Genomic DNA, 13,167 nt, shown 5'->3' on the forward strand with positions numbered 1-13,167 from the left:
TTACATGTCAAATAAACTTTTTGTCTTTGATTTTTTTTTGTCCTCAATTTTTGATTTGGTTTTCCCTTTACAATCATCCCCTCCTTCCAATATGTCAGCTATGTACCATTTTCCTCGGTCTGTTGCACTCCAGCAAAAACTACTCAATCGGTAGGCAACTATATTTAAGGAATTTACAAATAGGGTCTCTGTTTTTTTTCCTAACTTATATAAGTCAATAGCATATTTACTGTCTTGGTAATTCGTTAAATAAAAGGTGTCTGCCTGTTTTATTTTATCGATTTCTTCCGGCGAAAAGCAATAAACCAAATTAGTCACTACTTCCGAATCTTGTGTATTGGCTACAAACTGAAAAACATCTTTGTTATAATCGGCATTCAATTCATTGACGAATTGTACGACATCTAAAAGTTTAATGGTGGCTAACTCAGGGTTTTTAGGCAAACTGTCCTCATAAGCCACTTTCTGTTGGTCCTGGTTGTACTTTGCCTTAGCTGAATAAATTTTATACATTTTTCTGTTGAAAGGAACAATCTCAATGGCCACCCGAATACTATTTTCTAATTTAGGCAATGTTCTTACTTCAAATTCATTGTTAGCTTTATAGCCAACTTTAGATTGGCCTATACTTCCTAATTCAGGTGCCGTCTCCGACACTTTATAAACGGTATTCTTAATTTTTGCGGATTGACAAGCCGATAAAAAAAACGAGCAGAAAAACTATAAAAAAACTATTTCTCATTAATATAAATTTGCAGCAAAAGGAATTTTACGTGATTGAGACAAAACGAATATGACATTGTAAAAATAAACATTTTGTCAAATAAATAGTATAAATTAGAAATAGATTTGTAGAAATTATATGCAATAGTTACTATTCTCAAAAAATTTAATCACGAAATTCTGTGAGGAACAATTCATCGACCCGCATCTCCTGGGATACCAACATCAAGCACTACATTCGAAACGGTCTATACGATAACCTGCCAAATCATCTAAAAACCAAAATCCCAAAAACGAACAAACTCAGATGGGAACAAGAAGATGATGATAAATATGAAGGTTGTGAAATTGCCTCCTTTATTAAAGAAGAACTTGAACTCATAAAACGAACTGGTGAATCTAAAAATGCCAAAAAAGTGATGGAAGCGTATTTCAAACTTTCGGATACTTATCATGATATTCTCAGTAGTGTAAGAGGAATTAAATGTCAATTGGCTTCGCAAAAAGAAAAGTTAGTAAATACCATCGAAATGGTAAAAGATATAGTCCCTGTTGAAAGCGCATTAAAAATATTCAATCTTTCGAGAGCTACCTACCATAATTACAAAACACTTGTTCTCAATAAGTGTGATGCTTCTTATTTTTTGTGGTGCACTAAACAATACCCAAATCAATTATTAAAGGAGGAGATTTTTCAAATAAAAAAATATTTGCAAGACGAAAAATACAAATATTGGTCTAAATCTTCAATTTATTTCCTTGGATTAAGGAATAAAGAGATTTCGGTTTGTTTAACTACTTTTTATAAGTATTCAAAACTTTTAGGATATAGTACATTAAGACACATAGTACCCAAAATAAAATATGCAGGGCTCAAAAGTTATAAAACAAACGAAATTTGGTGCGCCGATGTTACTGTTTTGAAAACTATGGATGGAAAGAAACACTACATCCATTTTTTGATGGATCACTATTCAAAGATGATTTTAGGATATAGTGTTGAAGACAGCTCCAGTCCAAAAGCAATAAAACAGCTACTGCAAAATGCCTATTTAAAATATAAAAATAATGATCCCATAAAATTTGTCACTGATGGCGGGATAGAAAATGTAAATTCAACTGTCAAAAACTTTTTGTTAACTACTGATGATGATATAAAACATTTAATTGCGCAGAAGGAAATTCCGTTTTCGAATTCAAAAATTGAAGCTTTTAATAAAATAATCAAACATCAATTTTTATTGCCACGAAATTTAGAAAATAGAAAGCAACTTATAGGTGCTTTAGCAGAAGATGTTACCACTTACAACACTATTCGTCCACAATTTTCCTTACAAGGAAATACTCCGGAAGAAACTTTCGGAGGTAAACGTATTGCTATCAGCGACTATAAAGCTCATTTTGCAGTGCAAAAATCACGAAGAATAACAATAAATCAGCAAAAGAAGTGTAAAAATTGTATGTATTAAAATAGAAAAACTTTTCTCAAATAGCTCCAACAAAAGTTATTCCCTATGAAACAAATTTTGATTGTTCGCTTAGCCTATATTAAATAGGAATTCCTTATATGGAACCCTTTTTTATAAAAGAATAGTGTGAAAAGCAGGGGAATTTACTAGTAAAATAGCCGATACAGGGAGGGGGTGGTCTATCAATTGCTTTCCGAATCACGTTTGAGACCTCAGAACAATTACAGGAACGTCTGACAGAATAACTAGCCTTTTAGGAACATTAAAAGCACAAAAAAACAACCCGAAGGTTGTTCTTAATTTTCTGTGATAATATTAGAAATTCCTAATAATCTGCAAATGTTAGATGGAATTATTGACCACCAACCCATCTGATATACTACCAACTTATTTAGATTTTTTTTTAAAACTATTTGAAGATTCTCCATCTGGACTTATATTTAAATATTCTCCATCAGAATACAAAATACCATTTCCAAACTCTTTAAAATTTTCCCCTTTCTCATTAAAATCTTTCCATTCACTTAACTCAATATAACAATATCCATCCTTATTTATTGACCAAGTCCCCGTACTTTTAAGCTCAACAGAGCTTTTTTTAAAACAATGAATAAACGTTCCATCTTCATTAATATCAATATAGTTTATAGCTTTTCCATCATTATAACAATAATATCTTCCCACAATATTTTTATTGCATTCGCTCAAATTTTTACAGTAGCTAAACATAAACAGAATAAATATACTTTCAATTATTAATTTAATTTTTCTTTTCATAAAATTTTATTTGGTAAGTTCATATGAAGCATTAATTGTTTGTTTGATTGTTGATAAAGGTCTGTTCCCATCTTTCCTATCGTAATTATTCCCTACATGGATTAATAATGAGTTTCTACTTGTTTTATTATATATTTGAATGATAAGATTATTATTTTTTATTTGTGCATTAGCTATTGCACCACCAACAAAAAATTGAACTGGATTTGAATCTGCATGTTTTCGCAAAGATTCAAGCCAACTAGAAGGATTCTTATTTGGGCTAAACTCTAGCGCAATTTTATATTCTTTGGAATCGGGGTGTTTTAAAAAGTCATAATTGTCTTTTTTTGCCTTGCCATTAAATTCATTGACAATTTCATCAAGTATCCTACCATCAATTAATTCATTAGCAAAAGGGTGTACTCCAACTTCAAATTTTCTCGTTGCTTTTCCTGTACCAGTTGCAAATTCCCAGAGCAAAACACCTACTGTTCCTAATGCATCTGTTTCAAAAATTTTTTGCTTTCCAGTTTCTGATAAATTTGATAAATCTTTTCCATCCATAAATAATTTAGCAGTTTCTTTTAATGCCATTGAAGCTGCTTTATCTATATATGAATCTTGTTCTGATGAAGTTCTTTCATATGGAGGAATATACATTCCATTACTATCATATCTTGCTCGACCATACATGTCGTATGCTTCACCACAGGTATTACATGCGGCATCAGCACCGCTAGGGTCTGACCAAAATACTGGATTATTATCAAAACTATTGTATGGTGAGAAATCAAAATGTGTAACTGGGTCTAAAGTAGTCCAACGAGCAATTGCGGGGTCATACTGACGCATATCCATATCATACATATGAAGCCCCAGTTCGTCTTGAAGCTCCTTGCCATTGTACTTATACTTATAAGCTTTTATAAACTTTCTTTAATTGTAATTAGTGCGATTTACTGATTATTATATAATTCAAAGAACTTTTACTTCGTCACGAAAATAGAGGTAATTCTGAAATAATCCTAACTAATGGAACATAAAAAAACCTATCAAATTAATGATAGGCTTATGAAGTTTACGATTTTAAAATCCGTCTGTTCAAATAATAACAAATTTATTTTTTGTTTGAACTTTTGGACGGTTTCAACGAGGGTGTATTACCAGGTGTACTTTTGTTATCACGCTGACGTTGGTCTGGTTTTCCTGTTGAATCTGCTATTCTTTTTGGTCCTGGTTTAAGTGCCATGGTATTAATTTTTAATTGGTTAGACATATCAAATATAGCCATTTTTTTCACATCGGAAAATACTTATTTATCAACTCTCTTTGTTGAAAACTATCAACTTTGATATACTTTTCCGTAGTCCCAGGCCACTTATGCCCCGCCAGTTCCTGCACCCGTTCCAGTGGGATTTTCTTTTCGTTGAGCCAATTGCAGATAACGCTCATGCGGATGGTTCTTGGGTTGAGGTTTCTATCTGGAAACAATTGCTTTAACGGTTCGATAATCGCATGGATTCCGTCAACTGAAATGGGTCTGCCCAATTTACTTAACAGCAATTTATCCGTATTGCATCTTAATAGTTCTGGTCTAACTTCGTTGAGGTATTTGGAGAAAACTATCATTTGCCTGTTGAGCAATTCCAGTGTTCTGCGGTTCTGGCTCGTTGAAGCTTTGACATAGACCGTTACAGCATCCAAATCAATGTCACTGACTTTTAGCTCTGCCAGTTCCTCGCTGGTTAGTCCCTGATAAATCAGCAGAGACAGCAACACATTGTTTCTGGAATCTAGGAACTGATAGCGGTTTTCACGGGTCAAAAGCAGTTGCAGTTCTTCGCTGGTAAATAAATCCTGAACCTGCACGCTCTGATTCTGCTTGTTTTTGATGGTCAGCTGTTTGCAGGGGTGTTCGTTTCTAAGTCCTGCCATAACTAGGAAATCATAATATTTCTTGATTGCAGACAGGATTCTGACTCTATACTGGATACTGCTCTGTTTTCTGCTCACTTCTTCCATATAACCCACAATGTTTTGAAATGTGTATCTTTTGGCTTTGGGATTGGTTTTTAAAAAGTGGTTGATGGTGTACAGATAGCTTTCCGCTGTTTTGGTCGTAAAGTTTTGGTTGAGGTATGTTTCCAACGATAGTTTTGTCATAGGCATTTTTAAAATGTTGTTACTGGTTTTCTTTTTTTGTTTTTGATGGCGTACAGATAGGTGGTGTTTATTTGCGAGTGTCCCAGAAAACCTCTGATAAACTCAATCCCTGCGTTATTCTCACCTAAGTGGTAGGCAATGCTGTGCCGTAAACAATGGAGCGTTATTTCCTTTTGAATCAGGTCATTTTGTTGGGTTTGTTCTATCATTCTCTTAAGAATCTCGTTCAGCTGTTCTCCGCTGGTTCGCTTTCCTATGGCATTCACAAACAAAGCGTCTTCCAGTACCGTTTTTCCCGCTAATAGCTGATAACGCTCATCAATTATGTATCTTTTCAAATCTTTGATAACTTTATCACTCATAGGCACTTCACGTCTTTTGTTTCCTTTTCCTTTTCGGACAATGAGCATTCCCGAACTGAGTTGAATATCCTTTACATCCAAAGCCTCAATCTCGGAACGTCTGAGACCACAACCATAAGCCACCGACAATAAAGCCCGTTCCTGTTCGCTCTGGCAATACTGGTAAACCGCTTTGATTTCTTCAACAGTCAGGACATTTCTTGGTTTTTGGTTTGCGTTACCGTAAGTTGGTATGAAAAAAGCTTTGTCAATGGCTTTGTTTTCCAATAGGTTCAGAATAAACAACCTCAAAGCAAATAGATGGAATTTGATGGTTTTCTCCGCTAATGTTCCTGCACCTCGCTGTTTGGGTCTGCTTATCAAATACTCAAAATAGCTTACGGATTCCTTGCTGGTCACGCTTTTTATTTTGGTGATTCCCGATTCTTCCAACCAGACAAGAAATTCCGATACAACATTCTGGTACATTTGGCTGTTTCCCGTTTTGTAGTTCCTCACTTTGATAAAATGGTCATAATCGCTCAGGTAGTTCGTAAATGCTGGGGTTTGTATTGTTTTTTTCATCTTTCTTTTGGTTTTTAAATTATCATTTCAAAACTTTCCTTAGGCTCACTCTCCAAATCTGTGAACACCAGCATTGTATCATATGTAATTGCTGGGCTTCCCGTGTTCTTTTAAGTGATTTCCAACTGGTCTAATTGTGAGTTGAGGTTTTCCTTAATCTTTGCTTTTAGCTTTTCCATATTGTCCCAATAGCTAATCACATACTTAAATCCCCTGTTTGGAGAACCTTCCACCGCCTGAATGTATTCCAGTTCCTGCAGGGTTTGGACATATTTGAAAGCGGATGTCTTGCTGATATTGAGTTCCTGCCTGATTTCACGGGTCATAAATCGGTGCGTTGTTCCTCCCGTCTGGCTTCTGACAAATCCTTTTAGCCTCTCGAAAAACCCTCTGGTGCTTTTGTCGAGTTCATCCACTTTGATGATAATCGAACCAAAAAATATCTCCACAGCTTTTCTCACATCGTCTTTGGTTGCTACAAGCCTGCCTTTATCATCCCTTTTGCGTTGGTACTGGTGCAGGATGGTGATTTGGGACACAAAATTCTGAAACTGGCTGTTTAGCCTTCTTAGCATTTTAGCCTCCACAGGTAACATGAGTTTGTCTGCATAGGGATTGACCACTTCGTAGGATTTCAGCACCCGCATAGCATTTCTAAGGAGCTGTTTTGCCTGCTGTTCGCTCTCCGAATTGCTCAGCCCTGCTATTTTCAGGTTTTGCGCCTTGATAATCCTAAGGGTCTGTTCTTGACTTTCGTCCACTCCTAGCACAACCGAACGGCTCATGTTATCATAATAAACCTCTGCTTTGGTCGTGGCGGTGAGGCTTGCAAAATGGGCTTCGACCTTTTTCATCTTTCCTTTGGTGTTGCCTAGCATGTCCTTAACCACCGTTGAACTGGTCAAAAACTTAGCCGACTGCATCTCACGAAAGGCAAACTGCGCTTCTTCGTCCAGTCCGTCAAAATCTTGAATGATAATGAGCTTGTTCATCAGTTCCTTTTCCCTGTAATGGTAGAGCGACTTGCTGGTAATTCTAGTCAGGTTCATTACGTCCTCCTGTGGCATGCAGTCCGCTATTGCGTTGATGAGGTGGCTCTTTCCTTCTCCAGAACTTCCCTGTACCAGTCCGTGCATCAGATACGGCATTTTGTAGCTCGATGCCAATATGAATGACAGCATCCTGTTTTCTTCTTCGCCTATGATTCCGCTTTGTCCCAGCAGTTTATCGATACTTTCAAAAAGACGGGGTTTAGAGAGGAATTCCACTGCTTTTTCATTGGCTTGGGGTGTCAACTCTTTTTTTGAAAATTGGTCTGATATGGGGTTCATTTCAGCGTTGAAGAGTGATTCCCTGTATTCTTCCAGAAGGTCTGTGAACTGCATAAGGTCGGCTTCCAACAGATTCCCGTCAAATCCCTGTTTCTCGCTCAGTTCCCTGCACTGGTTCTGCACATTGGTAAAATCGAACAGGTCAATTTTCAGTCGGTGTTTCTTTTGGCTTTCCTGCTCTACGATTTGAAGCGATACCCTAAGGTTTCCCAAATCCATCGGCAGACTGCCAATCACATAAAAAGTCCCTGTTTTTCCCTTGAAACTGATTTTGTAATCGCCCAGAATCTCAAGCGTTGGGATTGTTTTTTCTCCTTGTGGGTTCTGCAAAAGTTTTATTATTCCGTCAGCACCGTAATTCATCCACATGTCATTCATGTTGTGACCCTCTGGGAGTTGAATCAGGTTTACTGGTAATTCTGGTCTTATGTTTTGTATTTGTGCTGTTATGTTTTGCATGGTCTTAACGTTTAATGATTCTAATTTCCTCCAGTTCGTGCAGGGTTTTGATGGCTTCTAGGTGCTGGGGTAGTAACTCCCCGTTGTGCAGGCTTATGACCGATTCCCTGTTCTCCAGTGTCTTGGACTGCATGAGACTTGCACAGTCTATGACTGTGGGAGCGATATACAACCTTTTGGTGAGCCGATTCGGATACGCTGGATAAATGCCTTCACCGTTGAGGTATTCTTCTTTAGGGGTGTCCAAATCAAACCGCAGGGCGAAGTAATTCACAATCTCGTTTTCTTTGTTTACCAAAGGAAAAATCAGTCCGTACCTCCCGAATACCGTGTAAGCGGTCAGGTCTTCTTTTCTCACGCCTGCATCGCTCTTTTTAAGCACTCCCAATGCCGCAAATATGTCTTTGAATCCTTGGTCTGTGTTGTGGTGGAATTGTCCCGAATTGAAGCCTATTCTTAGCTCTGCGTAATCCAGTCCAATGTTTTTTAAGTATTCTTTGGGCTTTACTGCCTTGGCACTTCTGATGCCAGTTTCAAAGGACTGGAACAGCGATTCTAAATTTTCCATAAGCTCAATTTTAAGGGTTTGACACGAAATTTTTTGGCACAAGAAGACACCCTCGGATATTGCTCCGAATTTGTAATCTGAAATATAAATTTGATTTTTGAGCTTGTTGTTCAGCTTTACAACCCGCTCTTTTTCCATCCCTTAGCTGTCAGAATGACGAAAAGATTCTTGCAATAATCTTTTCCTTTATTTTTGTTTTACAAAGGTAAGTGATATTTTAGAGATTATTTCTTACATAAATAAATCTACTTATGTACGATGACATAGATAAAATAACTTATGTCTTTTCAAAAATTAAAACATTGATTTTAAAACAATTGACTTTTTATGATTTTTTTAATTTGTTAAAATGAATTAAAATATTTAACATATTTTAAGAAATAATTAACATCATTGTTTGTTTTAATTTTCAATTTAATTGCGTATAACAAAACTTAATTTATTTATGTAGAATAAAAATAATTTATTTCTTACATTTAAACACTCAAATACAAGTTGCTAATTTCCTGTTCTCTGATTCCAAGATAGATTTTAGTGGTTGAAACGTTGGAATGGTTAAATAGTTGAGATAACAACAATAAAGCTTGGTCTGAGTACTTGTTCACCTCCCACACACGTCTGCCTAATGTCTTCCTCATAAAGTGGCTGGAGTACTGACCTCTTACCTTATATTTGGTAAAAATATCTTTGAGTTTACTGTTTACGTATTGAATTGAAAAAGGCTTGTCGCCAAAACGGTTGACGAACATTAAGTCATTTTCATTGGCTTGTAGCTGGATAAACAAACGCTTTAGGATGGTCTGCAACTCTGGGTTGATGGTTACTCTTCTGATTTTTTTGGTCTTCTTTTCAGTAATGGTAAAATAATCCTGATTCAATACCTGATTCCAACGAAGCTGGAGCAAATCTGAAATCCTAAGACCGATATAAGAACCCGTTGCAATGAGTAGCGCAAATTTTGGGTCATTGTCCCGCTCCAGTTTCAAAACGATGGTCTGCATCTTGTCCCACTCTAAAAAATCGCTCGTTGTCTTTTGTCCTTTTAGTGCCATAATTCCTGTTTTTTGTTTCACTTTTATACCTTAATTTATAGTAATGAAAGCGGTCGATTTGCCAATCTTTGCGAACCCTTGATTTTACTAGGGTTTACGCTGTAACCTTCACTACTTCTTGAAAGTGAAACAAATCTCCAGGTATAATTTGGAATAAACAAGAAAAATCCTGGATTTCCTGGGCTTGCGGGATTTTTGGAGAATTTGGAACATAAAAAAACGAGGTGTTTAGCCTCGTTCTTTGGATTGCAATAATTTTTGAAACTCTGAAAATTCGTGGTCGGTCAAATCTTCCATTTTAAAACTGATAGGATATTTTAGCGGTTCGGATAGCAGTATCCGTTTCAGCTGGGAAAGTTTGAGCTTAATTCTCATCAGCTGTGGTGTTGGTGCTGTTATTGATAAGGTCCCAGTCTTCCCCATTTAGACCGTCCTTTGACATGTAGAACAATCCAGCTTTATACTTGTCGTATTTGCTCACATCAACTCTATCGTAGTTGAAGTAATCCTGAATATCGGTTACAATTTGTTCATGTAACCTTTTATCTTCGATGTATATAACGAAATGGTTGTGATAACCTTTTCTATTGGTAAATGGTTCTGTAGTAAAAAATAGTCGTAATTCTGTTGAATCCTGATACTTTTCGTTAAGATAATCGTACACACCGTGCATTTGCCTAAAACAGCTGTTCTTGTTACGGTCTGCTTTGTAAGCTAGGGTGAAGAAGAAACTCCATTCCATGTGCCAGAAGGTATGCTGTAAACTGGTCTTATCTGCTAAACAATCAATAAGGTTTCTCATGGATTGGTTTTCCTGTCTTAGGATTTTGTTCTCGTCAAACATGATTTCGGAGTCAAAATATCTGGCATGGTCAATTGGAAATAATCGTTTTCCATTTGGCTTATCAGTTTCTGAGAATAAGTCTTCGTTCTTTTTGTAGAATCGGTAAATAGTGCTTTTGCTCGTTTTTGTTCTTATTATAAATTTCTTTAAATCTTCACATTTCATTTTATTAGTTGGTTAGTATCTCGTTATTGTCAGATACAGGAACTCCATACAAGGGGGTTAGTCAAGCATCTATGTTTATAAATACTATCAAACTTTGAAAAGTGAAGCTTTTTGACACTTTTTTTTCGAAAATATTTTTTTTACTGGGAAAATAAGTGTTCCAGAATGAGACACTGGTCGGTGGGATTTCAAAAATTGGGAGAAATTTCATTTATCACACAGTTGGTGCGGATTGAATATGTGTACATTTCGCATGGTCGGGGAGGTAATCTGAGGAACTAAATCAGGGAATTTAGGATTGAAATAGCCAATACAGGGAGGGAGGATGCTCTGAGTACTATTTTTCAAATCTATTGAGATTACCTAGCAGTTGCAGGCTAACATGAATTCTATTTTAACAGTTTGGTACACTTAAAATTGCTATAAAAGCAAAAGCCACTCCGTTAGGAATGGCTTTCAATTATCGTTTTGATTCCAAATTTCAGAAATAACTAATTGTTTTTATCTATGATAAACTTAAAGATACTGTAAAAAACGTGCCAACTATTTTCTTCTAAAAATAATTTAAAATTATTAGAATTTGTAAATAATGTCAATTCTCTGTTGGAAATCTTTTCATTTGGATTCATTTTAATATTGTTAATATCAACTTTTTTTAAATCGGATAAATTATGCCAATTAGCATTTTGGATAATAATTCGTTCACTTGTGAGGAGCCAACTGTAAACCTCAGATTCTTTATAGGTTATAATACCTATTTCATCAACTCTTAAATCAGTTGAAAATATTTGTTTTTCAGAAGGGGAAAGTTTTTCCCATAAAAAAGTTTTTCTAAAATCTATTCCACTTCTTTCAAACTTACCTTTGATAGCAGATATACTAAACATAACTTATAATTTTTTTGATATTGTAATTGAAGTTTCCGTAATTTTTTCAATTACGTAGCCCAATCGCCTAGCTGCCTCAGTATTAATTAATTTTTTATTAACGATATCAATACCTTTTATTACTATTTCTTTTGCACCAGCGGATTTTGCTTCAGCCTCGAAAGCTTTAACCAATTTCACAATACTAGTTCCCTCTTCTAAACTTGCTAAACTTTGTACTGTTTTTGTAAAAACACCTCCTGATAAAAAAGTTTTTGCCCTAACATAGAATCCTCCAATTTGAGTTACCTTAAATGCTCCTCCACCCCCAATATATTCTAATGCACCAGCACCACCAAGTGGCATTCTCATCATTATTGTGCCATCATCATTTAATAAATAACTAATTCCTGTTTCTGGGTCTGTCCATTGTCCTTCTCCTTTCAATCTAGACCACAATTTACTGAAATAAGAGTCATTACTCCTATCTGTTCCAACTTTTCCTTGTGGAGTTAAATAACCTGTTGGTGCTGTCAATCCTTTCTTTTTTGGAGGGTCTTCTTGATTTTCTCCATCACTTGTAGTTTCTCCAGTACTACTACTAGTAAATGTACCATTGTTATTATTTGTCCAAGTAGTACCACTAGCAGAATTCATTATTTTATCCATAAATGACTGCGAAAGCATTCCATCAGGGTCTGTAAAATATACAGGGTTATCCATTGCATAATTATACGGTGACCATCTACGGCCTTCTTCAGCCAGCGGGTCAATGTTCATCCAACGACCAAGTGCAGGGTCATAATTCCTCGCTCCGTAATCGTACATGTTAAGCCCCAGCTCGTCTTGCAATTCCTTGCCATTGTATTTATACTTTAACGCATCGTTCGTAGAAGGAGCTCCTGTATTGTATCCTTTATGTTTCAACCCAAAAGGATAATAATTATTTTCTTCTTGAATGACTAAGCTTTTGTCATAACTCAAACGAACATTACCCAAATGATCTTTGTACTGATAAATATATTTAAAAGAACTTGCTGTAACAGCTTCTACATACCCTTCTGCTGTTGGGAAAAATTTTAGTCCCACTGGGTTTGAGCCAGCTTTTACATATTGATAACCTCCCAAATAATCTGTTGTGGTAATGTTTGAGCCTTGGGTAACCTCTTTCTGAACCTTTTGTCCTGCTGCATTGTAAATATAGGCAATATTCCCACTTGTAGCAAATGTGATTTTTGTAGGTAGGTTTAAATGGTTGTAGCTTATATCGGTAATTCCTTTATTAGTATCCGTTTTCATATTACCATTAACATCATAAGTATAATCTACCGTTGTGTCATCACTTGAACCTATAAGATCATCTTTAAAACCATAAGTATCATTAGCACTATCTGAAACTATCTGTAATCTATTACCTGTGTCATACGTATATTTTAGATTATCCATTACACCAAAATGAGATGCATTATTGATATCAGGAATAGTTGAGCCTCCAACTATTTCACCTAATCTTGTTAAATTTGTGATATTACCATTTTTATCATAATAGATAGTTTCATTTAGTTTGCCTGAATTATCTGTAGCACTCTTTAATCGGTTCAATGCATCATAAACATATATATAATTTCTTAAAGAGGTATCGGTATTGGCTGTTTTCCAAAACGTTTGACTAATGTTTCCGTTATATAACTTTTTAGAAACATCGGTAATATCATTGTAATTGATTTTAAATGCAAACAAATCATTTCCTAGAGAATTTATATCGTTAATACCCTTCAACCAACCACGGATGTTATAGGTATAATCTACTATTTGGGTCGGGGCTGCTGTAGTATTCCCAAC

The 13,167-nt window shown here is 35.7% G+C and carries 13 protein-coding genes; 1 reads left to right on the forward strand and 12 read right to left on the reverse strand.

All coding sequences use genetic code 11. The features are described from left to right. The gene (locus tag ABEB18_RS17280) at positions 1-657 is read right to left on the reverse strand and encodes a hypothetical protein (RefSeq protein WP_348800599.1); all 657 of its coding nucleotides are present in this window, start codon (positions 655-657) and stop codon (positions 1-3) included. A gap of 248 nt (positions 658-905) precedes the next feature. Here ABEB18_RS17280 and ABEB18_RS17285 point away from each other — a divergent pair, with 248 nt between their 5' ends. Further along, positions 906-2,192: a DDE-type integrase/transposase/recombinase gene (locus ABEB18_RS17285; protein WP_348800600.1), complete on the forward strand. Its 1,287-nt coding sequence runs from the start codon at positions 906-908 to the stop codon at positions 2,190-2,192. A gap of 387 nt (positions 2,193-2,579) precedes the next feature. On the opposite strand, the gene ABEB18_RS17290 is transcribed toward ABEB18_RS17285, so the two are convergent. From ABEB18_RS17290 to ABEB18_RS17340, 11 genes are all read right to left on the reverse strand, one after another. Beyond that, the gene (locus ABEB18_RS17290; RefSeq protein ID WP_348800601.1) at positions 2,580-2,969 is read right to left on the reverse strand and encodes a hypothetical protein; all 390 of its coding nucleotides are present in this window, start codon (positions 2,967-2,969) and stop codon (positions 2,580-2,582) included. Positions 2,970-2,975: 6 nt separating this feature from the next. Next, on the reverse strand, positions 2,976-3,878 hold the full coding sequence (locus tag ABEB18_RS17295) for an RHS repeat domain-containing protein (protein WP_348800611.1): 903 nt from the start codon (positions 3,876-3,878) through the stop codon (positions 2,976-2,978). A 190-nt stretch (positions 3,879-4,068) separates the two neighbouring features. Next, on the reverse strand, positions 4,069-4,200 hold the full coding sequence (locus ABEB18_RS17300) for a hypothetical protein (protein ID WP_348800602.1): 132 nt from the start codon (positions 4,198-4,200) through the stop codon (positions 4,069-4,071). Positions 4,201-4,247: 47 nt separating this feature from the next. Continuing rightward, a complete protein-coding gene (locus ABEB18_RS17305; RefSeq protein ID WP_348800603.1) occupies positions 4,248-5,114 on the reverse strand; it encodes a tyrosine-type recombinase/integrase in 867 nt (288 codons plus the stop codon). Positions 5,115-5,122: 8 nt separating this feature from the next. Next, positions 5,123-5,944, reverse strand: a complete 822-nt coding sequence (locus tag ABEB18_RS17310; protein ID WP_348800604.1) for a tyrosine-type recombinase/integrase — start codon at positions 5,942-5,944, stop codon at positions 5,123-5,125. A 206-nt stretch (positions 5,945-6,150) separates the two neighbouring features. Then, positions 6,151-7,830, reverse strand: a complete 1,680-nt coding sequence (locus ABEB18_RS17315; RefSeq protein WP_348800605.1) for an MTBMA_p00010-related P-loop-containing protein — start codon at positions 7,828-7,830, stop codon at positions 6,151-6,153. A 4-nt stretch (positions 7,831-7,834) separates the two neighbouring features. Continuing rightward, positions 7,835-8,398, reverse strand: coding sequence for a hypothetical protein (locus ABEB18_RS17320; protein ID WP_348800606.1), 564 nt, complete (start codon positions 8,396-8,398; stop codon positions 7,835-7,837). Positions 8,399-8,874: 476 nt separating this feature from the next. Then, positions 8,875-9,399, reverse strand: coding sequence for a tyrosine-type recombinase/integrase (locus ABEB18_RS17325; RefSeq protein ID WP_348800607.1), 525 nt, complete (start codon positions 9,397-9,399; stop codon positions 8,875-8,877). Positions 9,400-9,814: 415 nt separating this feature from the next. Continuing rightward, a complete protein-coding gene (locus tag ABEB18_RS17330) occupies positions 9,815-10,459 on the reverse strand; it encodes a hypothetical protein (RefSeq protein ID WP_348800608.1) in 645 nt (214 codons plus the stop codon). A 491-nt stretch (positions 10,460-10,950) separates the two neighbouring features. Further along, positions 10,951-11,346: a hypothetical protein gene (locus ABEB18_RS17335; RefSeq protein ID WP_348800609.1), complete on the reverse strand. Its 396-nt coding sequence runs from the start codon at positions 11,344-11,346 to the stop codon at positions 10,951-10,953. A 3-nt stretch (positions 11,347-11,349) separates the two neighbouring features. Next, positions 11,350-13,167, reverse strand: a 1,818-nt coding sequence (locus ABEB18_RS17340) for an RHS repeat domain-containing protein (RefSeq protein ID WP_348800610.1), incomplete at its 5' end; no start/stop codon positions are given.

Origin of the sequence: Flavobacterium adhaerens, assembly GCF_040045115.1 — a bacterium.
GTDB lineage: Bacteria > Bacteroidota > Bacteroidia > Flavobacteriales > Flavobacteriaceae > Flavobacterium > Flavobacterium adhaerens.